Source organism: Aquimarina hainanensis (assembly GCF_042684685.1).
GTDB classification, from domain to species: Bacteria; Bacteroidota; Bacteroidia; order Flavobacteriales; family Flavobacteriaceae; genus Aquimarina; species Aquimarina hainanensis.
In genome coordinates, this window is sequence record NZ_JBHULX010000027.1 from 77947 (window position 1) to 103841 (window position 25895).

The following is a 25895-nucleotide window of genomic DNA, read 5'->3' on the forward strand; positions in this document are numbered from 1 at the left end:
AATAAAAAAATAAATGAAACCAAAACTACAAACCATCTTACTTGCAATTTCAACAATATTGCTTGGAGGATTAGCATACTGGCACTATTTAGAAGCAAATTTTAGTGCCAAAGTAATTAAAGATAGAGAATTAACAATTACGAATTACAAAAAAGTGATTAATGCTATGGGAAGAAGTGGTGATATCTCGGTTAAAAAACTAAAGACAGAACTTAGAAAGGAATTTGATGTTGATGAAAAACCAGGATATAATGATTATGCCAAAGAATACTATTATGTCCTATATCCAAAGAAATATGAAGTGAATTCTAGAGAAATATGGGATTTTAGAGGGCTTGAACTAATTCTTGATGAAGAAAAAGTATTTAAAACCATAACTATGTATAAACCTTAATAAAAACATACTCAAAATAGTATAATGAGAAATTGTTTAGTACATAAAATAAGCTTTGTAGTAGTGGTATTGTTATTAAAAATAAACGCTAACGCTCAACAAAACAGTAGTGTTCGTTTTGCAAACAATACTATTGCCATAAAAAAGCAAAACGACTCTATTTACTTTTATGATAGCCTGGGTGAATTACGAAAGATCATTGATTTAAAAAACAACAAAGTAACCCCTTTTGGATTACCTAAGGAGGTAAAAGATATTATATATAGAGGTGAAATCCCTGAGAGGATAGAAGTTTCTGACGAAACGTTTCCTGCTTATTTATATACAGAGCGATATGTTGATGTGGGAATTGTTCTATGTTCCAGACAACTGTTTTATAATAAAATAGGGCTGAAAACAGGATATAAAGAAATATGTCCAAACGATATAGTCGATGGAGATGATTATCATTTTGGAAGTGAAAACCTTTATAAATATAATAAATATGGCTTGTTAATAGAAACAGAGGCGATTGTATATAAGTATAATGATAAGGGACAGTTAATCGAAAAAAAGAATAGAAACAGAGGTTCCAAAAAAGTATACCGTAACACTATGTACAGCTACAAAGATCAGAAGTTAACAGAATGTATTATACATGAAATAAATTCAAATCCGATATATAACCGAACAAGCAAACGAAAATATATCTATAATATCAAAGGGTTACTATCAGAAATCATAAAAAATAAACGCAGTAAAATTGTATTAGAATACAATAAACACAATAAAATAATCAAAGTTAGTGATGTACATACATGGCGAAATAAAACATATAAAAAGCCTCGTTTAATCTATCACTACAACCCTCAAAATAGAATTGTCAAAATTAGTACGTACGTACATTCTTCAGATATTCCCTTTGAATGGGGTTTTGTATATGATGTTTATGGACACTTAACTCAAAAGACATTGGATGGAAAAATCATAGAGAGTTACCAATATGACGATAAAGGAACTTTAATAGCTATAGAAAGCAATAAGAGATGGGGGGCAGACAAAACATTGGTGAATTATGACTGACAAAACGATCAAAACGCCCAAAGTAACTGTTGACTTTAATGCGATGATAGCATGTAATTTGGTGCTGTTATCAAAAACCGATTTCAAAAAAGATTCAAACCAGAATACTATTAAACTAAAAGAAGGCATGAAAATCTGTGTGTGTATGGAAGATGAAGACGAATTTGGGAAACCAGACAATTTAATAGCCTATGGAACTGTAGAACGTAACAACAGCGGTGTTTTTAAAACTTGCAAATGGAATATAAGAATTGACGAAAAAGGAATTCGTCATGAGTCAGAATTAAATAATGATTAAGAATGATTGAAGAGGCTAAAAAGGAGTTACACCGTAACAAACACCTTCTAATTATAGGAAAATCCGAAATAGACAGAAGACTGTTTATTAATAATTTGATAGAAGGTGTTCATAGAGAAGTGATTAGGGCATCGAGAGGAATAACAACATTAGACGATTATGCAGATTTTATTAAAAAAGTAAAAATGTATAACCCCGATTACAAAACAGCAGGATATCCGCCTTTTCCAGCATTGCAATTGGTGTATTCGCATCATGATATATTACGTAAAGAGGATAATAGTTGTTTGATGATAATAGATGAATTAGATCAAATCAACCCCAAAGAAGTAGGCTATGTAGAACGAACCATTAAAATTTTAATTGAACGATTAGATGATCTAAAAAAAGGTGAAAAATCAATTCAATTAATCATTTCGCAAGAAAACGAAAATGATTTAATAGAGAGATTAGCAAAACGGGACAATGTATATGGGGCAAATAGGAATGCTAGAAGAACCTACAAACAAATTGTAGAGCAAAATCTTAAAATTATAGATATTTCAGGATACTAATCTATTTATACTATGGCAAGCGGAAAACAAATATTACTGTCTTTATTAAGTGAATATTCTCAAAAAAAGACAACAAAGCAGCAGTTAGAAAAAGTTACAAACCGTATCAAATCAGGTTTGCTCCTGCATGGCTCTACTGCAAAATTTATGTGGCCAACGGTAGAAGAATTAACATGGGTAGAACAAAGACCTGATATAGAACAAGGAGATGATGAAGTAAAAAAGCAAGGGTTAGGTCTAAGAGATTCTGAATTATTGTTATCCGATCTGTTTGGTTTGATAACCGAAAGTGAAGAAATTCCAGAAAATATAAAAGAAATATATCCAGAAATCACAAACGAAGCCTATAAGGCAGGAATTCATATCATTTGGTCATTGCTAAAAGCACTAGAATGGTCCAAAACCTATGAAGACGTAGAAAATTCCGGGAAATTAGATGTTAGTGAAAAGGAACGATTTTTAAAGAATTATGAACGTAAATTAGTAGAATACAGAAACGACCCAGAGGATTATTCTTAAATAACAAACATGAGTATAGATGAAAAAATATTAAATGAAGGGTTAGCACAATCTATGGAGTTTGGCGACAATTGGTTGGTTGATGTTGATGAAAGATTAAAAGAGAAATTTCCCAAACTATCAGAATCAGAATTGAAAGACTGTGATAAGTTGTTTAGGGAGATTAATACCTATGCGCATGATTTAGTTAGAAATACAATAAAAATGAAACAGGAAATTAGCTTTATAAGTATTGTTCGATTTAATGAAAAACTGATCGCAAAATATCAGTGGATAAACTCATCTAATCTCAGTAGGTTATATAGTCAAAGTTGTTATTATGCCTTAAAATGAACAAAAAGTATCTACATAGTATAATAACTATCTGCATTGTATTAATTACCGCTTTCTGTATTTGGAGCTATATCCAGAGAGCAAGCTTTGAGTATAATGCTCAAGGTACATTTTTATCTCCTGATGATGGAGTTGTTTATAGAGAACAAGCAAAAGAAGTATATGGAATCCTTGCCCTTATCGGATTGATTTTGATAGGGATAGTTACTTATAAAACAATAAAAAAAATTAAATGAAAATTGTAGGACTAACATACCTATCTGCTTTATTACTCTTTTTAAATAGTAATGCTCAAACTATTAGTAATGAAAGTAAGATGCTGCATACTATCTTTAAAGTTATTGATGCTCATGCGCATATAGAAGCTCCTTTGACAATTATAGAAATTAGTTCTGGAAATAAAAGAATTAATAGGGTTCAAACAGATTTTGACGGATTAAGTCCTTGGGATATATGTTCTAAAGAATTAATTGATCATAAATTTAAGATTAAAGTATTTGGAATGAATTATAAACCATTTGAAAAAGGATATTCCATTAAAAATGATACTATACTTACTATTAAACTCTATCCTAGTGAAGTAAAGTTTAAGAATAAAAGAGAATGGGAAACCTTTATTAGAAAGGAGTTTGGGATCCCATTTTGTGGAACTGGCTTAAGAATGGACGAAGAAATAGAAACTTTAGAAAACGCAGAATATCAGCATTGTGACGGTCGTATAAAACGATACGACCAAATCCCCAAAAAGGAATTGAATCAATGGAGAAAAATAAAAAATCAAAAGAGACTAAGAAATGACAGTAACTGAAGCCAAAAACCTAATTCATCACGAACACGAATCTGATGAAGGATTAGATGTATTGTTTAGAATGAGTGCTGATATAGAGGAAGAACGAATCACTATATTTATTCAAGCATTATGCTGTTTAGAAGAGTATTATGCAGACAAGAATACTATACCAAAAGAATTGGCGTATCAATTGTTTAGTATGAATGGTACCCTAAAAGCAAGTATGGGGCACTGGAAGGCAGAAAGACCTAAAGGTTTGGACCACGATAGCTGCTGGAAAATTCTTGACGGCATACGAAATGTTTTTTCAAGTTAGACCTATGGCATTAGATTTTCATAAAGCAGACAATAACGAACACCTCTTTGGATTAGAGGATCATCAATATGCTAACCTGGAAGCGATATTTACAGCCTTCAAAAACTGGTCAGGAGTTGTTATTGACCCTTATGGAGATACAAGTTTAACAATCGAGAACCAAAAAACAATTGTACGAATTATTGATACATATATTCATAAAGAAGACGTAAATTCAGACAAGCAAAAAACAATCGATATTATAGAGTTTAGCGCAATGATGAAATATTTTTCAAATAAAGGAATTGTACTTAAAATAGTAGGTGACTAATGGGATTTTAGGAGCGCTAACAATACAGGTCAATTACCCAATATCAGTATCTCTTTTGAGAAGGATGGAATTTACATATGTAGATATAGTGATTGTTATGTATGGGAAAACCTACAGGAGTTACAAGAATTTATTGAATGCAAAAACATTAAATATACAGTACTTGATTATCAGGAATAAAAAACTGTTATAGTCAATTTGATAGTATCAGATGAACATAGAAGATATAAAACATATCCGAAATACCTTACGCATTGGTATAAGTGAAGCCAGACAATTATTAGAGGATCATGGTACAGTTACCTCTGCTATAAAAAAATGGAAGGAGAAACAAGCCGAATTACTAGCGTTCGAAAAAAATAAAAAGTATATCAGCTTTAAAAATTGGTTTTATATTAAAGATTTCTTTATAGAATGTTCTCAGCGCTTTTTCAATGACAATGAAACAATCCCAAATAAAATAAAACCCTTAACAGAAAATTATTCAAAAAAACTATGGAATAACTATGTTTCTGAAAAACACCGTCACTTAATGATGGTGACATCTGATGATGATTGGAAAATTAAGCATGTTGAATCTTTTATAAATGAGTGGAACTGGACTACAAGTTGGAATGAAAATGATGAGGGCGCATTTGAAAAAAACGTTAAACACAGGCTGGATTGGGATGCTAACGATATGATATACTTTTTTTGGGGTAGATATACTGGAGCCGAAACAAATTGGGAAACTTTATATAAATACTGGATTCCGTTTATGTACGAAGATGAGATGAATATTGTTGTTAATCCTAAAAGCAAAAAAGTACTGGTCATAGGAGTTCATGGCAGTATAGCTATTGGAGAAAGGATACAAACTACCAAGGATTAATTGAATGAAGACAAACGACGAAAAATACAATCTTTACAGAACGGTTGATTCCATGGATATGACACTACTGGAGCGGTATAAATATCTTACAGAAAATGATAATGATATAGGGAAACTCAAACAGCAGGTAAAAGAAATAATCGTCCGTAAAAACCTATCTTCAATAATGAATGATACCAAGTGGATTGAATTACAAAAAGGAATCGAAACTTTACCATTTCCTCCGGCTTATAACGAAAAATTAATTCAATGGGATAAGGCAAGGTTTAGGTTTAGTGATTTAGACAAAGAACCTGCTTATTTTGGAGACTGGTCAAGTTATTGGGAAGAAGGGCTTCCTGTCTTTTTTACAATTGAATGGCTGGAGATAAGACCTAGATACCAAAAATACCTGGGACGCTTAGTAGCCCCTAAAGTAATAGATATAACAACAGCATTACTTCAACTGTTAAAAGAGATAAACATCCCGTTTGAACAAGAAAATGGCTCTGTAATGATATATGGGTATAAATAATAGAAAATAGATGATAAAATTTACAGAATGTTTAAATGATACCTGGGATTATTTCTTTTTAACAGACCCGGCTAGTTTATTACGGTTTAAGCAAGAGAATAGCTTATCGGATGATTTGATCCATGAGTTTACCACAAATGAAAGTGGAGAATTAGCCACTCAACAAGGAATTATAATTCCGATGTGTAATATTAGCAACAAGCCATATACTATTTTTTTTAATACCAATAATCAAACATCGGTATTCAAAAAAGAAACAAGTTTGCTATTGTTCGAAAGAACAGGATATATGTTAGAAATTATCAATAATGAAATTTGTTTGATAACAGTACCTTATTTAAAAAACTGGACGGTAGATAATGGAATATATCGTTTAAATGAAGCAGTTAAAGTAGGTTCCAGACAAAGAATAACACTAGAAAATGGTTGGTATACCGTAGGTATTTTAGGAGGTTTTACGGTAGAAGAAAATATAGAGGAAGCCACATTCGAGTTTCAAATTAATCGAGTTTCAACTAAAGCAGAGAGCAAAGTTACGGACATTGGATTTTCGTATTTGATAGAGAAATAGAAGAAGTATGCGGATATACCAGGGAACATATCAGGATAAAAGAGGAGTAGAGACAATCGCTATAAAATCAGATGGGAGTACAATGTACCTTAGTCTAAGAGAGATTGATTTTGAAGGATATGATTTTGAAATGATGACAGGAGAAATTGACGCTACCAAATTTGATTATGATATACGTCGAGACGGTTCTGGAGGTATCACCAATTTCCAATTAACTATAACAATCCCAATACAACTATATGACAATAAAACGGGTAAAACATTTATAGAACCTCTGACGACTTATGTTGAGGTAGGAGAAACGACAACAATAGATGGTTTAGATAGCGAGCTTACCGGTTTGATACTGAACACTTCCTTTGGAGAGTTTAAAGTAGAAAAAAACTTAGAGTGGATGGAGGATGCTTTGATTGCCATACAAGAGCAATTACCTTCAAATATCTATTTAAAAACCTGTATAAGTTGTAAGTATGCTAATTATAGCCCTTTTGGCAATGGGATGTTTGGAAGCATATATTGTTTTAAAAACCTCAAATCGATACTAAAAAAATTAAACGACAAAACAGATTTGCTGGATATTTGGACAAAAGAAGCTATGGATAACGGAAATATCTTTTCTGTTCAGGAAACCTTTGATTATCCTGAACATCAACTGCCTACTGAAGATGATTGGTATTATAAAAACTGGACAAAATTGATGTAGCACTATGGAGGAGATAGAAATTGTAAAAAAAAGTAAATTTTATAAGGAACTCAATACACTTTTAAGAGAGCAGTTAACGATCATACAACAAGATATAACCCCCGAATATGAACAAATTTTAAAAGAAAAAGAGTTTCAGCACCCTTTGCCTATTATTTGCCAGTTTGAATATGCCAGTTGGGGAGGAAACAAACAATGGCGATTAGAGCTAGATTTTGAGGAGTATCAATGGTCAAACGAAACTGTAAAACCTCATTTTTTAACTGCGATGGTTTACTTAAGTGTAAGTGCAGGATACCTTCATTTTAAATATCAACTGTGCAGTTCTTTCAATGAATTATTACAACCAAAGGAGACAGAGACCATAGAAATTAAAAGGCTTAATCAGACCAATTTGGTGAAAGATAAATTAAATCAGGTAAGACAATTTTTAGAAGATTTGCCAAACCATTTTTTACAAGAAGTAGAGAAAATAAATTTTGAGGAGTTAGAATATATGCTGCATCCTAAAATACAGGAAAAATGGAAACAAGGCTATTTGCCTGGTTTTGATTGTATTGTTATGGGAGAAGGAGATTTTATTATAGGAAATGTATACAGTACCTATGATCCCAATACTGGAGAAACCAAACAATATTGGTCACCTCTGTGTGACACAACATTAGAAGGAATTGAAAAATACGATGATGACATCTGGACAGAGATTGATATTTTTCACGGAGCTTTTGAATATGAAAACCAAAAAATTGTATTTGGAGATGGAGCGATGGGGAACGAAGGCTATGTGGCTTCCACAACAAGGAATGGAGATTTAAATTGGGCAATCTTTTTTACATTTTCAAACCCAATCTATAAAGCAGAAGTCATAGACAAGCATCTGATTTGCTATGGAAATACCGGGACAATTATTGATATAGACCTAAACAATATTACCAAAATAAAAATTACAGATCAAAATACCTGAGTAAAACCATAAAAACCGAACGTTACGCCATGTCAACAATTATTGAACGCTATGAAAATAAGTTGAATGAAGCAAAAGCAAGACTAAAAAAAGCCAGTATTGCTGTTTCTACAAAAAACACAGGTATTGAATGGTCAGAGTTCAATAAAGCTTCTAAGAATTTGCTTATATGCGAACGCCAACTGGCTGCTTCAAAAAATGAAGAACATGCAGACGTTATGGATTTTCCAGTTGCATGGGATGTAGGAGCCCCACTTCCTCATTTGTTCATGAATGATCATAAAGCATATTTACTGTTTTATGTGAAATCAGTGGATCCCAATTGGGATGGAACGTACACAACCATAGTAGACACAGCAAGCGATAAAGCTACCTCTTTAGCCTTAGTAGAATTTATACATTGCACATCAGCTAAGTTGGGTGCCCCAAATGATGAAGTATTCGAAGGACATCCATTATATGGTAAAGGCCTAGAACTTTACGCTCCTTTACAAATTATCAACTCCAGTTGGGTAAAAGAAATTAAGGAAATAAATAGTATACATACCAATCACAATCCAGAAAACTGGAAGAATGCTAAACACTTCTTTTTTGGTTTTCATGATAATGTTTTCGAATGCATAGCTGATTCTTTTAAAGTAGAATTACATCAAACTAGTTTTAAGAAGTTAATGCAGCTCGTATGTCAAAAACTAGTAAACTGATCATCCTGAAATAACAGACCGGTTAAAAAAATGAACTATAATTTAGTAAACATACTAGAACAATTATCCACTATTCATTTTGAAGAAATAGAAGGGAATTTTACAATACAAGAACTGTGGGAATGGATGCTTTTTGATCAGGAAAACAGTGTTTTGAATAAAGAATTACAAATTCATCAACCATCAGGAGTACCAGTTAAAGGAAGGAATTCTGAAATAGATAAAAACATAACCATTACAGGAGATTATTATTGTTTTACCTATGTAGATCATCAACCAGCATATCACTTGCAAAAAGTGAAATCCCCTGATGATTTGGCAAATTTATTACTTTCCAAGGGAGGTGTTACCAATATGTTTACAACTGTAATGGTTCCGGTTGTTAACGGAAAAATAATACCTGTTGTCAAAAAAGAAGATCTAACACAAATAGAATCCGAATTAATTAGTGAAATACAACAACTCATAAATTGTTTTGATGATTCAACCTTTAACGAGCTGGCAAAAAAAGGATATTCTTGTTTAGTAAAATATAAAGAATTAGGACTATCTCAACAGAAAACCTATGATACGGTACATTTTATAGAACAGATATACCAAGCATTAGACTTAGAAGCTAAAAGTGATTTAGCAGATGAGTTTTTAGATTACATAAGTGGTTATATAGGAAATAAGAAACACTGGATATGGGACAACAAATTATAAATAAGTACCATGATTATATCAATTAAAGATTTTGTTTTGACGGGTAGATTTGGAGCTATCTCTATTGGGATGCATAAGGATGAGGTGATTGACTATTTAGGAACACCCTATAAAATAAGTGATTATAAAAATGGAAGATTTGGGTTGTATTATAATGGCTTCCGGTTTTTATATGCAACCTCCTGTAAAATTTATGCCATTACCTGTCAGGGGTTTGATGATGTTTTTATAGAGAAACCAAGTACCAGAGTTTTTGCATTAACCAATAAAATTGAAATAGATACGTACTTTTTTACAGTCTCAAAACCCGTACAATACAAAGAAATTATACGTCGTATACATGCAGAAAATATTAAATATACGGAACATCAAGATAAATTTTGGGATAAAATAATTTTTGATAGCGGTGTCGAGTTTTTATTTAATAATTGGTGCGAATACCCAGAGGATCATACGTATGATAAAAATGAATTAATACTTTATGGAGTAAGAAACTTTCCTACCAAAAGCAATAATGAATAACAATGAATGTTCCCCTATAACAAGGGAAAGGGAAGAAACGTGACACTACTATTCCTATTCACAAACTCATTTGGGAATTCATAAACTCGTTCCCGATACTCTTTTTGATTCTCAGTATTCTTGTCTTTAGAATGTACAACGCATAACCCTAAAATATGACAAGAAAAATTACGCAACCAATATCAGTAATAGCAATTACAATTTCCTGTAACAAAAATAAGGTATCTACACTACCTCAGTGATCAACTAATCACACAATCATAGATTCATGACATTTTCTGCATTTCATTATAGAAGATGTTGGGACACATCTCTAATGATGAACCTCGGTCATTAACATGTGATTCCATGCTATAATATTCCAAACATATACATAAAAATCAGATCTAAGAATTTGAGAGAGGTGGAAACAATCAATAATTATATAATAAAAAGTAAGTAAAATAAAAGTAATGAGAAAAATAAAACAACTAGTAATAATTGCAGGAGCTATTGTCATCTTTTCCTGTAAAAAAGATGACGATCAATCAATTAGTAATACAGCTCCGGAGATAGAGGCACAATCATTTAATGCCTCAGAAGCAGCTAAGGATACAGACAAGTTTGGTCAGATAGTGGCCGCTGATTTAGAGGGAGATACCCTGCATTTTTCGTTAACCGAAAACAGTAATGGATTATTTGCAGTTAGCGCTACAGGAAGCCTTAGTTTGGCAGCAGGTAAAAAACTGGATTATGAAACTGCTAAAAGCCATTCAATTACTGTTGAGGTATCCGATGGAGAAGCGACTTCTGCTGCAAAAATGACAATCAATGTAATCGACGTAGATGAAAATACAGCCCCTGTATTAACTGCACAAACCTTTACAGCCTCTGAAGATATAAACGGGACAACAATCATAGGTGTAGTAGTCGCTACGGATGCAGAAGGAGATGATTTACAGTATGCGATAGTGTCCAATGAGGATGATCTGTTTGAGATCAGCAGTACCGGAGAACTAAGTTTGATATCAGGCAAGCAGTTGGATTATGAAACAAAAGCTACTTATACCCTGACCGTAAGTGTAAGTGATGGAGTATTAACAATATCCAATGATGTGACCATTACGATCTCGAATGTTAATGAAGCGCCGATCTGGGATGATAGTTCTATTATTGATGATGCGGCAGAAGACATCGATGATACTGTCGTATTCGCATTCATAAAAGCAACAGATCCAGAAGGAGATGCACTTACTTTCTCCCTAACGAATGATGCGAACGGACTCTTTGAGATTGGTAGTACCAATGGAGAGATAAGTCTGGCAGCAGGTAAAAGCCTGGATTATGAAACCGCAACAAGTCATACAATTACCGTGGCAGTATCTGATGGAGTATTGTCCAATTCGGAAGATATTAGAATTGATGTGATCGATGTTGCAGATACCATGATAGTAAGTACCTTGGCAGGAAGTAGCCGTGGATTTGCGGATGGTACAGGTGCTAATGCACAATTTTACCTTCCATCCGGAACAGCTGTTGATACACAGGGGAATGTCTATGTTACAGACACAAGCAATCATAGAATACGCAAAATTACTCCGGATGGAACTACAACTACCTTTGCAGGAAGCACCTATGGATTTGCTGATGGTACGGGAACCAATGCCAGGTTTGCTGATCCTTATGGAATAACTATAGATGCACAGGGAAATCTATACGTAACTGAAAGAAGAAATCATAAAATCCGTAAAATTACGCCCGCAGGAGTGGTTACAACCTTAGCAGGAAGTACTCAGGGATTTGCTGATGATGTAGGAACAGATGCTCAGTTTTCGGATCCGCAGGGGATCACTATTGATAGTCAGGGGAATTTATATGTGGCAGATAGAGGGAACCATAAAATCCGCAGGATTACCCAGGGAGGAGTGGTTACGACTCTTGCAGGAAGCACAGAAGGTTTTGCAGATGGTACAGGTGCCAACGCACAATTCGGAGATCCTGTAGGAATCGCGATAGACGGATTACAAACACTATATGTAGCAGATTCCGGTAATAATAGGATTCGCAAAATTTCAATTTCTTTTCAAGTAGGAGGAAACTCCACCATCGGAACTGTTGTGGTGAGTACTTTGGCAGGGAGCACCAGAGGAGCTTCTGATGGTACAGGTACCAATGCACAGTTTTCTGCTCCAAATGGAATAGCAGTTGATACACAGGGCGATATTTATGTAGCTGATAGAAATAATCATACAATACGGAAGGTGACTCCCACAGGAGAGGTAACGACCCTGACAGGAGGTCCCAGTGGTTATGTAGATGGAACTACCGCTGATGCCAGGTTTTCAAGTCCTTCAGGAATTGCTGTTGATACACAGGGAAATGTATATATAAGTGATATGGGGAATGATAAAATCCGAAAAATCACTATGTAACAAAAGAAGTATAGAAAAACGAAATAAAAAATACCGCTATAAGGGGGCTGGCTGTAGGGGCTATGGGGTTTCCTTCCCCCTTATAGAAGGTATTACAGGACATCACATAATAGTTATTCCCTAATACTCTTTACTGAAGAGATTCAAAGCATTATCAAGCTCTTTCGAAGAATCATTTTGATCATTCCTAGTCACAGCTAGAGAAGATATACCGCTTACCTCCGGTCTACAGTTGTAGAAACAGCATTAAATACCGAGACTTACATGGTTTTTAGAAGAATTTCAAGACGCAATAGATTTATTCCTGTATAATATAGGTTAAAGTCCTTGTTGTTAATTGTTTGAAAAATATTTTTATTCCAAAATTTGGAAAATAATAGTTTATTTAATAATATTTGTATAATAAAATAACAAAGTGAAACAAAATAGTATACATATCGCAATAAGAGTACCGTTTACGTCCTGCGACAGAAACTGTATTTTAGAAGTATCCTCACCAAGGACGCTATGGAATTATTTTGAGCATTATATACAATGACAGATTATAAAACACACCATATAAAAGAAAGCGTCCAAGAAATTGGGCGCTTTTTTTGATGTAAGTATATAACCAAACAAAAAAATATAAAAAAACGAACCAACATACATACCAAAAAATGGATATAGTAAGTAAAGCAAGTAGTTAAATCAGAAAAATATGTAATAAATTTTTTAAGAAAATGAGTAACAGATAGTAAGACATAGCGAATTAATTTTTTGGATTCTAAGCAGCTGATATATAAGTGACTGCTAAAGCAGTCAAAAATCCGTGAAATACGGACAGGGATTTCTATGCCTAAATTTAAACGTAAGTATTTGATAATCAATTTATTAAAATAAAAAAGTATTTGTGAGAATGTAAAAGTTTCCGTATATTTGTCACTCAAAACAACTAAAAATAAAACATATAAAAAGTACGCAAAAAGAGTGCGCATGTGATCAACACATTTGCACGATTAGTAACAACCAAAAGAAAATAACAATGAAAAAACATCAACATACAAATATAGAGATGGACAGCAGCAAAATACTGTTAGTCGTAGCTACAGAAGGCGCTCTTGATATGAGTGGGTGTGATTTTATTGTTACTCCCTCCCTTCAACAACTAACCCAAACCAGAAGTAACAAAAAAGTGAAAAATACACTTCTATCAGTAGAAACGTATTTTCAGTCGTGGGTAATCGGCGAACGTTACATGGATGTTAAAGCAGCTATTTCGTAAGCTTTAACAAAAGTTCATAAGGATAGAACTTCTCTTTTTGGAGAAGAGGTCGTTTAAAACGAATGATTGTTTTTTCATGAGAATGACGCTATAAAAGAAAGCGCAGATTTCTCAGAAAAGAGAAGAAATACGTGGCGATATATCCCTTATGACTCATGTAGCAGCACGAAAACCAGCAACAGACTATCGTTATAAGTAGCGGTAGGAGCATTGTCAAATGGACACCTTTATTCAGAAAAAGTAAAGGAGCTATTAGAAATGCTCACGAATTCTAAAAGCAAATGTTATAAAGATGCTTTTTAGGAGCTGGATCGCCATGTTTACTCAACCAGAAAGCGTGTTTACTCACTGCTGATTGTCGCTGGAATAAGGATATGATATCTTTAAGAAAGCATGACAATCCGTATCAGAAGCGGTATGTATAGAACATTATATCAGTTGCATTTCGAATTTACTGAGATAAAAAAGCATTTTTTATTCCAGTAGGTGCAAGGTGTATATGGTATGAGCCAGGGATGCCAGAAAGGCATGTATATAAACGCTTAGAATGAGTTGAATCATTTTTTTGATTTGAGGCTCGCCTCAATATCGGTAACACTCACTTAGTGAGTAAAATTTCAATAAATAACACAGGAAAATAGTACAGTCATGTAACCTATACGATAACGGATAAAAACAACTTATCAGATACGATGGATTACTATTAGGATATCGGTCATAACGACCGGTACAGGACGCATAGTGCCTACTATCAGATAAGAAATAATATCCAAACCGCTTGCGGTACAATAAAATCTTATCAACCAAAAATCCAGGTGTGGTCTGCTGTTTCCCAAGGGGAAAGAAGGGGGACACAGCCACACAGGAACATTCTTTCCCAGCAATCAACTGATCATTTCCCATAGGTCGTAGGTATGGCACAGTATACCTATTTGGGGGTAAAGACCTATGGGTGGCCCCCAACACGGAAAACAAAAAAACTATATCAACATGAAAACATTAAAATTCGTATTCCTGATCGTCGTCCTAACCTGCATGAACCTTATCGCTTGTACCCCAGATGATAGTGTACAAGAAAATGAAACCCTTCATACCGAAGTCCTGAGTACTACAGGATTGAATGATGGTTATGAAGATGATGAAGGGTAATTTTACTTAGTATAATTTATATATCTTTGAGGGATGAAACGCCTTTTGTTTTCATCCCTCTTTATATATATAGCTCTTTTTTTGGGTGGGATACCTTATTCCTGCAAAAAAAAACTTCCTTCACCGGGAATTCCTGTGCAATTACAACAACAGCTCGATTCTTTAGATACCTATTATAAGCTAGCCAAGAACAATGCTCATACCAAGGGAGAAAGAATGGCAGCCATCAGTACCTTTATCACCGGAGCCAAAAACATAGCGTTGGATTCTTTGCACTGCAAAGGCTTAGCCTTATATGCCAAATTACTTAATAAGTATTCAGGACCGGAAACAGCCATTTCCGTTTCCTATACCTTATTAGAGACAGCTGAACAAAGTAACGATAGTTCTTATATAGGGTTAGCCTTATATCGATTGGGTTACTATAATAAAAAACAGGGTAAGTATCTAAAAGCCTTTAATTTTTATAACCAATCTTTTAAGGTGTATAGAAACATAAAAGATAGTATCTATGCAGGAAGATCTTTAATGACAATGTCTAATATTCAACGGGTCTTGGGGGATCATAATGCCTGTATGATGACGGCTACCGATGGCTTAACCTACCTGGAGGGAACCCAAGAATACAGACTCCTTGGCGGACTGTATCAAAATATAGCAATTGCATTTATGGATTTAGGAAACTCTAAAGAAGCTCTTTTTTGGAATACCAGAAATATGGGATTGTTTAAGGATTCTATAGCAAGGAAGCAATTTAGGAGTAGAGATATTTTTAAAACAAAAAATTCCCGTGCCAGTATTTTGAGAGAACAAGGACGGTATACAGAAAGTATTGCGATTTTGAATAACCTGATAGCAGATCAGGGAGTAATACAGCAGCCCAGAGAATATGCCAAATTTTTAGCTAATTTAGGCTATGTCAAGTTTCTTAAAGATCCCGAAAATCCGGAAAGTGAAGAGATGCTGCTAAAAGCATATCAGATTTGGAAAGAACAAGAGGATCTTTTTGGGTTATATGGGGGGAATTTATGTTTGACCAAATATTATAAAAATAAGGATGTTGTAAAAGCAAGAGCCCATGCCTATGAGGCATTTAAAGCGATACAAAAGATAGGAGATCGGGAGGGGATGTTAGAAATTTTAACGCTGATTACTGCCCTAACCCCGGATTCCTTAGAGGATCACCAGCGTTTTAAAGAAGTCAGTCTGGAATTAATGGAGCTGCGCAAAAAAACACGGGAGATTTATGCCCCCACCCGATTCGAGAATGAAAGCCTGCTAAAAGAAAACGAAGCCAAAAATCGTAAAATAGCGCAGGTACGTAACCAAAACACCATTTACCTATTGGTGCTATTAGTGGCATTGATGGGGATTGGATTTAGTATATTTTTCTTTCGGCAACGTACCCGCAATCTGGCACAGCAAAGTAAAATTGCGCAGTTCGAGGCGCGTTATGAAACCGAAATCCGTATTTCCAAACGATTGCATGACGAACTGGGGAATGATATTTTTCAGTTAATGCTCCAATACCAAAAGAATCCGCATGATCCGCAGATTAAGGAGAAATTAAATACCTCTTATCAGAGGGCACGGGACATTTCCAGAGAAAATAATGAGTTTGATACCGGTTCTGCTTATGGGCAGGAGCTCAATAATATGTTGCAGAACTATGCTCAGAATGGGCAGCAGTTATTAGTTCGTGGTTTGGATGCCATGGAGTGGGATACCCAGGCAAAAACGACCAAAATTACAGTATATCGGGTCTTACAGGAATTAATGACCAATATGCAAAAACACAGTCAGGCAAGTTTGGTTGCTTTGTTGTTTAAGGAGGAGGATAAAAAGTTGATTATTAGGTATTCTGATAACGGATTGGGAATGGATCTTAGTACCACAATCAGTAAAAATGGACTTCAAAATACAGAAAAGCGTATTCAGGCAATAGGAGGAAGCCTTATCTTTGATTCAGAAAAAGACAAAGGTGTCAAAGCCGAAATCCAAATTCCGAATTAAAAAATACGTTTTATGTTTACGAAAGTATTGGTGGCAGAAGATTATGAAATTGCCAATCAGGGGATTATTAGGGTTCTTCAGGAAGAGATTGGCATTCAAAACATCGAGGAGGCTAAATATTGTGATGAAGCCTATCTCAAATTTAGAAAAGCACTGCAAGACCAAACCCCATTTGAGTTATTGATCACGGATCTTTCTTTTAAAGAAGATCACAAAGTACAGACCAGAACCTCTGGAATCGATCTGATACAAGATATCAGAAAGATACAGCCGGATATCAAGGTGATCGTCTATTCACAGGAAGACAGACCTGATAAAATTAATATGCTATTCGATGTCCATACGATTGATGGTTATGTGTGTAAAGGCCAACAGGCCATCAAAGAATTAGTAGATTGTATAACAGGAGTGTTTCAGGGAGATACAGTACAACCGCCCCAATTGGCAGATAGGAATACCAATGAAATGATTCACTTAGACGATCTGGATATGATACTACTGGAAGAATTGTCTAAGGGATTTACCAAGAAAGAAATCAGAGTCAAATTACAGGAGCAAAAAATAAAACCCAATAGCGAGAGCGCCATTGATAAAAGAGTAAGTAAGTTATTTGATGATTTTAAGGCAAAAAACACGACACATCTTGTAGCGATAGCAAAAGATTTAGGGTTGTTATAAGCGTATGTTGTATCGTTGCATTTGAGCCCTTGATACACAGGGGATATTGTATTGTTTTTAGAAAGGATATTGTTCTCAAAATCAATTTTTTTCAAAAAAAAAGACCCAGATTACAGAAATCTGTATTGAGATGTCCGATAGCTGATTTAAGTTTGTATAGTACTAGCAAGTAAGTGATAGATGCTGAGGAGCTTCTCCTAAATATGAAAGGGAAACAAACTAACTATACAATGGAAAAAGATCAAGTAATTATCACAGGAATCATCAACGGGAATGAAAAAATCCTAACACGTTTCTACGATGAAAACATACGCTATATTCAGGGGTATGTATTGAGAAATCATGGAAAACCAGAGGATGTAGAAGATGTCTTTCAGGATGCATTAATGGTATTGTACCAGAAGTTGAATTCCGGGATTTTTGAGTTAACAGGATCTATTAGAACCTATTTTTATGGGATTTGCAAAAATATCTGGAGAAACCAACTACGAAGAAAACCGATTTTTACAGATGGGAAACACATGCTTGAAGAGACTACCTATGATTCTTTGCTGGCTGATATAGAAAATCAAGAAAGAGAACAGTTTTATAAGAAGTATTTCCAACAGCTAAGTACAGATAATAAACAGCTACTGTATCTTTTTTTCGAAGGGAAGTCAATGAAAGAAATAGCTCAGATAACAGGGTATTCTGAAATTTATACGCGTAAAAAGAAATTTCTGGCCAAAAAGAAACTATTAGAAATGATGGAACAAGATCCATTGTATAATGAATTAAGAGCTGTATCCTAAAATGGATTATTACAATATATTGATATAGTTATGCGGGGGCAATAACATATATAGACAGTGAATTTTAGAAGAAGCCTTATGATTTCATAAGGTAGTTGAATAGAGGTATATTTTGTGGGGAAATATACCTCTTCTCTTTTTATTCCTGTCTTGATTTACATTGGAGACTTAAAAAACTGAAAGAGATATGCAGCAGCATCCAGTGGATATTGTGCAATAAGAAAATGAAAAAAAGTATTTTATAAGAAGGGGAGCGTTGTATAATTATTTGATTTGTAAAATAAAAAACTACATTTGAATCAATGTCACTTTTTTTATCGCAAAAAAAGACCAGTAAAATGAGGATCATAAATTCAGTAGATATCAACCTGTGCTAATGATAGGCGAATGCATACTGAATTACAGAATAATATGCCAATCAACAATGAATACCCTTACAAGAATCGTATTAGTTTTATTTGTAACCCTGTATTTCCCAATGTTGTTTTCCCAGGAAGAGAAACAGACCGCATATCAGTTTTTTAGACAGGGGGAAGAACAGTTTTTTTATGGAAAATTCAAAGAAGCTACCCGCTCATTAGAGAAGGCAGTAATGATCTATAAGGATACAAAACAGTTTAGTGAGCTTCCTAAGGTATATAATGTTTTAGCAAAATCGTACCTAGAGAATTACCAGTTGGATAAGGTACAGTTTTGTGTAGAAAAAGCCTTGTTGTACAGTCGGATTAAAAGTAAGGAAAATAAAAGAGAAGAAGCAAATGCCATAGAACATCAGGGAACCGTATTTCTCTTTAGAAGAAAATTAGGAGCCGCGCTAAAAAAATATGAAGAAGCACTGATGATTCGGGAGAAGAATATGTCAGATGACAAAGAGGTGATGGCAGTATCGTATTATCGCTTAGGAAAAGTATATGTCGAATTAGGGAAGTACGAACAAGCAAAGGCGTATTTAGAAAAAGCGTTTATCACAAATGAAGGCAAAACTTCGATACAAAAAATTTTGCAAGCCAATATTCATGAAGTGATCGGGCAACTTCATTATAACAAAAGAGAATTTGACAAGGCTCTTACTTTTTTTGAAAAAACATTTGAGATCGCAAAAGAAGTGTATGAAAAAGAAAATCCGTACTTCGGAAGACTTTATAATGAATTAGGGGTTATATACTCGATAAAAGAAGATTTTAATGCCAGCCTTGATTATTACAAGAAAGGATTGAGTGTTAGTATTTCTCAGTTAGGTGTAGATCACCCGGAACAAATGATGATTCATTTTAATATGGGAACGGTGTACCTAAAACAGCACCAGAAGTATAAAGCCATATTCCATACAGAGAAAGCATTGGCTATGGGGCTAAAAGTTTTTAGACCGGATCATGAGAATATGTTTTATCCGTTTAGTCAATTAGGTCAGATATACGGAGATGAAAAAGGAATTGAATATATAGAAAAAGCCTTAGCAATTTGTCATAAGTCAACACATAAGAATTTCTTGAGAATATCTTATTTGCATGAGTACCTGGCAGAAATTTATATGAGTCTGAATAATAATACAGCAGCACTCAAAAATGCCCAAAAGACACTGGATCTCCGGTTGCGAATGTTTGGAGAGCAAAACCCCAATACAATCAAATCCTATAATTTGGTATCGAAGATATATGCAAAATGTACAGATTATAAAAATGCTTTACTATATAATAGAAAAGCGATTGATCATAACTATGAAACAGATAAACAATCAGAGACAAAGACGACAGAATCTTCATTAGGGAATTATTTAGATACTGATTTATTGTTAGAAACAATGGAAATCCGATCAGATGTTTTTCTTAGAAAATATAAAAGTACTCGCAATAAAGAAGACCTGGAGGAAGCAATATTATTTTGTAAAAAAGCAATTGCAGTAATTCCTCAAATAGAACAAAGAAAGCGAAATTATGACGACCGGATAAAGTTTTCAGAAATTGTAAAATCGATATATGCCAGGAGCATAGAAGCAAATTTATTACTTACGAAAGAGCAAGTTTCCGAGACCTCCTATCATACTCCTTTTTATTATTCTGAAAAAAGTAAGGCAACTGTTTTGAGGGCAATAGCAAAAAGGGAAACGATAAAAAAAACAGCTGCTATTGATTTTACGTTGCTGAATACTGAAAAAACATTGAATATACAGATAGCAAGATTAAACTCGCAGATTCTTAAGGAAACTACAAAAGAGCGGCGAGATTCTGTAAAGCTATATAAATTGGAGGGGGAATTATTAGATGTATCCTTGCGAAGAGATTCTGTAGCAAAAGAAATAGAAACCTACTATCCTGCATATTATAAAAAAAATAAATCAAGGGAAGATATTATTACAGTTTCTGAGGTGCAGAACAAATTGGAAGCCCATACTACACTAGTTGAATTCTTTAGATCTGATGCGGTTTTATATGTGTTTATTATTACGAATACGACTATTGAGGTCAGAGAGTTAGCAGTACCATTGCTGGATAAGCATATTGAGGAACTTAATAACAGTATTACAACGAAGAATCGCCATCAGTTTATAAAAAAATCAAGACAACTATATCGACAACTCATTGCTCCGATAAAGGATGCTTTTGTTGGGGATAGGTTAATATTGATTCCTGATGAATCTTTATGGCATTTGCCATTTGATTTGTTACTGACCAGAGAAGAAAAAAATGAAGCAGGGAAATTATCGTATTTACTTTTTGAGTATGCCATTAGTTATGCGAATTCAGCCAGCTTATTATATAAAAATAACACAGCGGCAAAAAATGATGGATTGTTAGATGAATGCCTTGCATTTTCATATACCAGTACGGATACAATAGACAGTAAAGAAGAGGTGCTTTCTTTGCGAAAATTAAGAGATGAGAAGGCAGATTTACCAGGAACAAGAAAAGAAATAAAGGCGATTTCCAACATTGTAAATGGAAAGTATTATTATCATAAAAGTGCGAATGAGGTAAACTTTAAAAAAGTGGTAAATAATTATAAATTGGTACACCTGGCGTTACATGGAGAAATAGATCATATAAACCCTAAGAATTCGAAAATACTTTTTTCAGATACTGAAGCAACTACCTTTGAGGATAACAAATTGTTTAGTCATGAATTATATGCGTTAGATATTCCAGCAGAACTAGTAGTGTTAAGTGCTTGTAATACAGGAGCCGGCAAGATAAATAAAGGAGAAGGTATTCTTAGTGTAGGGAATGCTTTTCAGTATGCAGGAGTAAAAAGTCTTTTGTTGAGCAAATGGGAAATTTCAGATCAAACAACTCCTGAGGTAATGGCACTTTTTTATGAAAATTTGCAACAGGGAATGAATAAAGACAAGGCGCTTCAACAAGCAAAAGTTGATTTTTTGAAGGCATCTGATGTCTTTACAGAAGCTCCTTTTTACTGGGGGAGCTTTTATGTACTGGGGAATACAGATGCCATTTCTTTTTTTCAATCCGATATGTATGAGAAAGAATGGTTGTTTGCCTGGCTCCTTATCTTTTCAGGATTGGGAATACTATTTTATTGGAGGAAATCTCGGATACATAAAAAGGATTCCGGGACGAAATAAAAAATGATGATTAAAAATAGATGTATTCATATACATACATACTACTAAGTTTATTCTTTAGAAACAGTCTCTTTCTTATATCGCAATTGTCCAAGTTCTATTTTTATAGCTGTTTTGGCTAGAATTGTAAACACAAAAGCACCCAAGGCCCAGATTCCTAATGTTACTCCTATTTCAATTCCTGTCGGGGTATATTCTGCAATTTTCCCATATGGTCCAGGGATAAAACCAGGAACGATTAATCCGAAACCTTTCTCAATCCAAATAGCAATAAAAAGTAAAGAACAAGCAAAATATAAAATCTTAAAATTATTTCTCAGTTTATGGAATGTAAGTAATAGCGTGGCTATCACATTCATAGAAATAGCAGTCCAGATCCAGGGAAGTAAGGCTTTCTTTCCATGTAGCCCAAAGAACAAATAATATGCGCTTTCACTGTGATGAGTTGGAGCATAAAACTCTTTGAATAACTCAGAAACAAGCATAATTAAGTTAATCTGAGCTGCTACGGTAACAACGATCCCAATTTTTTTTAAGGTTTTGTCTTCAATGCGAAAAGAGCTACTGTATCGAATTAATGCCAATACCAAAATAATTAATGCAGGACCAGCAGCAAATGCAGAGGCTAAAAAACGAGGACCTAATAAAGCATTATTCCAGAACGGACGTGCCTGTAACCCCTGATATAGAAAGGCTGTAACCAAATGAATCCCTACTGCCCAGAGAACAGATAATAATGCTCCGGGAACATATACTTTAGACAAAGCATCTTTTCCTTGGTAATGTCTGAATAATATATAAAAAGGAATGCTGATATTTATGAATAGATATCCATTAAGTGCAATAACATCCCAGGTAAGCATAGAGTCTGGAAAATTAAAAACACCAATTCCAGGGAGCATATGCCATAATACAGAAGGACCTCCCATATCAGCAACAACAAAAGCTAAACACATGATGAGAGCAGCAACAGCAAGTCCCTCTCCAATAAGTACCGCTTGTTTAAAATCAATATCCTTCAACACATAAGTGGGCATGACTAAAATAACAGCAGCAGCGGCAACACCTACTAAAAAAGTAAAATTAGAGATATAAAGCCCCCAGCTTACACGATCTGTCATTCCAGTAACACTTAGACCATGTTCTAATTGAATGGTATAACAATACATACCTATAAGCATGATAAAAGTGAGAAAAGCCATCCATAGATGGTATTTTTTTGACCCATGGAGAATAGCTTGTAGACTGTCTTTTACTAAACTGATAAATACTGTAAACATTTTCATTTGATTTTGGTTGTTGATCTGGGAATAAGAAATAATAAGCCAGATCTTATGTTAAAGCCCACGGCTTTTTTATCTTTTAATTCTCAATTAGATGGAGTGTTAATCCATGAAATACCAGAATTTAGGCTCAGTACCTAAGTCTTCTTTTAGTCTGAATACTTTTTTATTCTCTAAGACCCACCTAATGGTACTGTTAGGATCTAGTAAGTTCCCAAAAATTCGTGCTCCTGTAGGGCAAGCCTCTACACAAGCAGGATTTTTCCCGGCTCTTGACCGCTGAACACAGAATGTGCATTTTTCCATAACCCCTTTTTTACGCAATCTGTTCCCTAGATAGTGTTGGTTTTTATTAATTTCTGCTTCAGGAACCTCGGGTTGAGACCAGTTAAACCGCCTTCCGTCATAGGGACATGCAGCCATACAATAACGGCAACCGACACACCAGTCATAATCAATAACCACTAGTCCATCCTCTTCTTGCCAGGTCGCTTGTACCGGACATACCTTGGTACAGGGAGGATTATCGCAATGAAAACATTGAGTTCCCATATAAAAATGACCTTCTGCAGGAACCTCATGATAGTAATTGTCATCTGCTTCATTGAAGTTAAACCCTTTTCCATCTTTCATTTCATGAATTCGGATATATTGCATTTGAGAATTTCTATCCTGATTATTTTCTTCCACGCATGCATTAACACAATCCATATAGCCTTGGCATTTAGAAATGTTAAATGCATATCCAAACAATACGTTTTCTTCTGGACCTTGAGAAGAAAGATTAATTGTTTTGCCGGTACGTAATTCATAAGAGCGAGCTAATCGTTCTACAGTGGCTTTTTTTTCCTCCTCGGACATTAATTTATAATTGCCTTTAAATTGTTCTTCCCAGTCGATTTGCGCTTTTTCTTTGGATTCATTACCAGAAACCAAACTACAGGAAGTACTGACAGCTCCAGCACCTATCAATAAGCTGGCAGTTAGTTTTTTAAAAGCAGTTCTGCGATCCATAGGAACATCAAATACCTGATCAAACCCATCTTTTTGTTGAGGGAAGGTATCGGCAGAATGACAATTGCCTTCCTTTTTTCCGCAACTGCAGGAAGATGAAGAGGCATTTTCTTTTCTAGATCCGAGGTTTAGAGAAAACCATTTTTTAGTAGTATTACTCATATTAGATATGATTATATGTTTGTCACCTTAGTGATAAGGTCTATTCTCGTTCTTTTATTTTTTGTGTATTGTATCGCACAGGCCACTTAGATTCAAAATGAGGTTTATGTGGATTATGACAGTTTACGCAAGTCAAAGCAGTTCTTGGGGGAGCCCAGCTTTTTACTTGTTTACCATGAGCACCTCCCTTCCAATCAGTAAATTGTTTAGAGTGACATTGACTGCATAATTGATAGCTTTTGTTAAAATTAATAGGGGTCCCGGTTATACTCTGAAGCTGATCCATATTATCTCCGTTATGGCAGCTAATGCAATTCATTGTATGCTCATCAGCATGCTGAAGTTTGATATTCCAATGTGCTTTTTTAGAAGCGGTTCCTTTCATTTCTTTTAGTGGACTGCTATGACATTCAGTACAGGCAAAGGAGGTAATTTCACCTGTTCTTTCTGGGATTAAAAAAGTATGCTCTCCTTCAGTTATTTTTATGGTATTCAGGTGTTTGGTGTGTAATTCAGAGGTGGTGGAAGTAGCATGGAAGCTCTTGCTTTTAGCCTCAATTTTATCCGTAATACTATGGTATTCATCTTCATGATGCTTACATGAGATAAGCAAGGAAAGAACAGTGATATAACCAACCCAATTTACTAGTATCTTATGTTTATTTTTCATGAGTATTTGGTCTTATAAAAATGGAAGAATTGGTTACGGTATTATCAGTAGAAACGTGGCATTGTCTGCAGTTGATACGCTCTGGATGAGATACTCTAATTTCTTTAGGGGCACTTGGTCCAGCGTGACACGACAGACAGTTTTCCCGCATTTGAATTTGATGAGGTATCATAGGAGGACTTCCTACTAAGGCACTATTTGTGCCTACAGAAGGTGCGGCAGCTTTAAAAAAGTTATTTTCTTTAAATAATTGCTGTGTATGCTGAGGGACGTGACATTGTTTGCAGTTGAGCATTTCAGGATGAGGGGTAACCGGAGCATAGGCTTTATATTTAGTTACGAATCCTCCATTTTGATGACATTGCAAACATTCTTTTTCCCCCATAGCTCTTTCATTAGAAACCGGATGAGGGATACTGGGAGGAGCCCCATGAAAAGCTCTATTCTCATAATAAGTATCTAAACTTCTTTGATGTATTTCATCAACAGTCATGTTAGCATATTCTAATGCATATTTTGACCTTAGAAAAACCCCGGTTTCTGATGGGATTAAAGGAGTTGATATCTCTTGCTCCAAAGGGATATAGGCATCTTCTAAGCCTGTTTGATAGCTATAATTCCAAATAGCAATAAAGCTTATAAAGAGCACTATAAATAATGATATGATGCCTAATCTTTTCATCTAAGTGTTTTTTTACTAAAACTGCTTCCTGTTTTATTTTTTTCAACCAGATACAGCTTGCATTAATCGAT

Annotated in this window: 29 protein-coding genes; 25 read left to right on the forward strand and 4 right to left on the reverse strand. The window is 34.6% G+C overall.

The genetic code is table 11. The features are described from left to right. Positions 1-13: 13 nt before the first annotated feature. The 25 genes from ACFSTE_RS13710 to ACFSTE_RS13830 all read left to right on the forward strand — a co-directional run bounded on the left by ACFSTE_RS13710 (position 14) and on the right by ACFSTE_RS13830 (position 22013). Positions 14-394: a hypothetical protein gene (locus tag ACFSTE_RS13710; protein WP_378298198.1), complete on the forward strand. Its 381-nt coding sequence runs from the start codon at positions 14-16 to the stop codon at positions 392-394. Between the two features lie 24 nt (positions 395-418). Further along, positions 419-1456 (forward strand): hypothetical protein, encoded by a 1038-nt coding sequence (locus ACFSTE_RS13715; protein ID WP_378258540.1) that lies wholly within the window; start codon positions 419-421, stop codon positions 1454-1456. Continuing rightward, entirely contained in the window at positions 1449-1754 is a 306-nt protein-coding gene (locus ACFSTE_RS13720) for a hypothetical protein (protein WP_176027557.1), read from the forward strand. Before ACFSTE_RS13715 ends, ACFSTE_RS13720 begins: the two co-directional genes overlap by 8 nt. Positions 1755-1756: 2 nt before the next feature. Continuing rightward, on the forward strand, positions 1757-2308 hold the full coding sequence (locus tag ACFSTE_RS13725) for an AAA family ATPase (protein ID WP_378258542.1): 552 nt from the start codon (positions 1757-1759) through the stop codon (positions 2306-2308). Between the two features lie 12 nt (positions 2309-2320). After that, on the forward strand, positions 2321-2827 hold the full coding sequence (locus tag ACFSTE_RS13730; RefSeq protein WP_378258544.1) for a hypothetical protein: 507 nt from the start codon (positions 2321-2323) through the stop codon (positions 2825-2827). A 9-nt stretch (positions 2828-2836) separates the two neighbouring features. Continuing rightward, positions 2837-3160, forward strand: a complete 324-nt coding sequence (locus tag ACFSTE_RS13735) for a hypothetical protein (protein ID WP_176027554.1) — start codon at positions 2837-2839, stop codon at positions 3158-3160. Next, positions 3157-3396, forward strand: a complete 240-nt coding sequence (locus ACFSTE_RS13740; protein ID WP_378258546.1) for a hypothetical protein — start codon at positions 3157-3159, stop codon at positions 3394-3396. Before ACFSTE_RS13735 ends, ACFSTE_RS13740 begins: the two co-directional genes overlap by 4 nt. After that, complete coding sequence (locus tag ACFSTE_RS13745) at positions 3393-3968, forward strand: hypothetical protein (RefSeq protein WP_378258548.1); 576 nt, start codon at positions 3393-3395, stop codon at positions 3966-3968. The genes ACFSTE_RS13740 and ACFSTE_RS13745 overlap by 4 nt, the downstream gene beginning before the upstream one ends. Continuing rightward, positions 3955-4266 (forward strand): hypothetical protein, encoded by a 312-nt coding sequence (locus ACFSTE_RS13750; RefSeq protein WP_176027551.1) that lies wholly within the window; start codon positions 3955-3957, stop codon positions 4264-4266. Before ACFSTE_RS13745 ends, ACFSTE_RS13750 begins: the two co-directional genes overlap by 14 nt. A 4-nt stretch (positions 4267-4270) precedes the next feature. After that, on the forward strand, positions 4271-4576 hold the full coding sequence (locus ACFSTE_RS13755) for a hypothetical protein (RefSeq protein ID WP_378258550.1): 306 nt from the start codon (positions 4271-4273) through the stop codon (positions 4574-4576). 211 nt (positions 4577-4787) lie between these two features. Beyond that, positions 4788-5447, forward strand: coding sequence for a DUF2947 family protein (locus ACFSTE_RS13760; protein ID WP_378258554.1), 660 nt, complete (start codon positions 4788-4790; stop codon positions 5445-5447). 4 nt (positions 5448-5451) lie between these two features. After that, on the forward strand, positions 5452-5961 hold the full coding sequence (locus tag ACFSTE_RS13765; RefSeq protein WP_378258555.1) for a DUF6678 family protein: 510 nt from the start codon (positions 5452-5454) through the stop codon (positions 5959-5961). A gap of 10 nt (positions 5962-5971) precedes the next feature. Continuing rightward, entirely contained in the window at positions 5972-6532 is a 561-nt protein-coding gene (locus ACFSTE_RS13770) for a hypothetical protein (protein WP_378258557.1), read from the forward strand. 7 nt (positions 6533-6539) lie between these two features. Next, complete coding sequence (locus ACFSTE_RS13775; protein ID WP_378258559.1) at positions 6540-7235, forward strand: DUF6304 family protein; 696 nt, start codon at positions 6540-6542, stop codon at positions 7233-7235. Between the two features lie 4 nt (positions 7236-7239). Beyond that, the gene (locus ACFSTE_RS13780; RefSeq protein WP_378258561.1) at positions 7240-8199 is read left to right on the forward strand and encodes a hypothetical protein; all 960 of its coding nucleotides are present in this window, start codon (positions 7240-7242) and stop codon (positions 8197-8199) included. A gap of 29 nt (positions 8200-8228) precedes the next feature. Continuing rightward, on the forward strand, positions 8229-8903 hold the full coding sequence (locus ACFSTE_RS13785; RefSeq protein ID WP_378258563.1) for a hypothetical protein: 675 nt from the start codon (positions 8229-8231) through the stop codon (positions 8901-8903). A 30-nt stretch (positions 8904-8933) separates the two neighbouring features. Next, complete coding sequence (locus tag ACFSTE_RS13790; protein ID WP_378258565.1) at positions 8934-9608, forward strand: hypothetical protein; 675 nt, start codon at positions 8934-8936, stop codon at positions 9606-9608. A 9-nt stretch (positions 9609-9617) separates the two neighbouring features. Further along, on the forward strand, positions 9618-10130 hold the full coding sequence (locus tag ACFSTE_RS13795) for a hypothetical protein (RefSeq protein ID WP_176027542.1): 513 nt from the start codon (positions 9618-9620) through the stop codon (positions 10128-10130). A 452-nt stretch (positions 10131-10582) separates the two neighbouring features. Then, a complete protein-coding gene (locus ACFSTE_RS13800) occupies positions 10583-12541 on the forward strand; it encodes a cadherin domain-containing protein (RefSeq protein WP_378258567.1) in 1959 nt (652 codons plus the stop codon). A gap of 1021 nt (positions 12542-13562) precedes the next feature. Continuing rightward, positions 13563-13802, forward strand: coding sequence for a hypothetical protein (locus tag ACFSTE_RS13805; RefSeq protein WP_176027540.1), 240 nt, complete (start codon positions 13563-13565; stop codon positions 13800-13802). Positions 13803-14792: 990 nt separating this feature from the next. Then, positions 14793-14951 carry a hypothetical protein gene (locus ACFSTE_RS13810; RefSeq protein WP_378258573.1) on the forward strand — a complete coding sequence of 53 codons (159 nt, stop codon included), beginning with the start codon at positions 14793-14795 and terminating at the stop codon, positions 14949-14951. Positions 14952-15032: 81 nt separating this feature from the next. Further along, on the forward strand, positions 15033-16964 hold the full coding sequence (locus ACFSTE_RS13815) for a sensor histidine kinase (protein WP_378258575.1): 1932 nt from the start codon (positions 15033-15035) through the stop codon (positions 16962-16964). 12 nt (positions 16965-16976) lie between these two features. Continuing rightward, complete coding sequence (locus ACFSTE_RS13820; RefSeq protein WP_378258577.1) at positions 16977-17642, forward strand: DNA-binding response regulator; 666 nt, start codon at positions 16977-16979, stop codon at positions 17640-17642. A 230-nt stretch (positions 17643-17872) separates the two neighbouring features. Next, positions 17873-18433, forward strand: coding sequence for an RNA polymerase sigma factor (locus ACFSTE_RS13825; RefSeq protein ID WP_378258579.1), 561 nt, complete (start codon positions 17873-17875; stop codon positions 18431-18433). A gap of 424 nt (positions 18434-18857) precedes the next feature. Beyond that, positions 18858-22013 (forward strand): CHAT domain-containing protein, encoded by a 3156-nt coding sequence (locus ACFSTE_RS13830; RefSeq protein ID WP_378258581.1) that lies wholly within the window; start codon positions 18858-18860, stop codon positions 22011-22013. 50 nt (positions 22014-22063) lie between these two features. On the opposite strand, the gene dsrP is transcribed toward ACFSTE_RS13830, so the two are convergent. The 4 genes from dsrP to ACFSTE_RS13850 form a co-directional block, all read right to left on the reverse strand. After that, positions 22064-23293 carry a sulfate reduction electron transfer complex DsrMKJOP subunit DsrP gene (dsrP, locus tag ACFSTE_RS13835; RefSeq protein ID WP_378258583.1) on the reverse strand — a complete coding sequence of 410 codons (1230 nt, stop codon included), beginning with the start codon at positions 23291-23293 and terminating at the stop codon, positions 22064-22066. Between the two features lie 105 nt (positions 23294-23398). Beyond that, positions 23399-24472: a 4Fe-4S dicluster domain-containing protein gene (locus ACFSTE_RS13840; RefSeq protein ID WP_378258585.1), complete on the reverse strand. Its 1074-nt coding sequence runs from the start codon at positions 24470-24472 to the stop codon at positions 23399-23401. Between the two features lie 40 nt (positions 24473-24512). Beyond that, a complete protein-coding gene (locus tag ACFSTE_RS13845; RefSeq protein WP_176027531.1) occupies positions 24513-25142 on the reverse strand; it encodes a cytochrome c3 family protein in 630 nt (209 codons plus the stop codon). Then, positions 25132-25824: a multiheme c-type cytochrome gene (locus ACFSTE_RS13850; RefSeq protein WP_378258588.1), complete on the reverse strand. Its 693-nt coding sequence runs from the start codon at positions 25822-25824 to the stop codon at positions 25132-25134. Before ACFSTE_RS13850 ends, ACFSTE_RS13845 begins: the two co-directional genes overlap by 11 nt. Positions 25825-25895 lie beyond the last annotated feature (71 nt).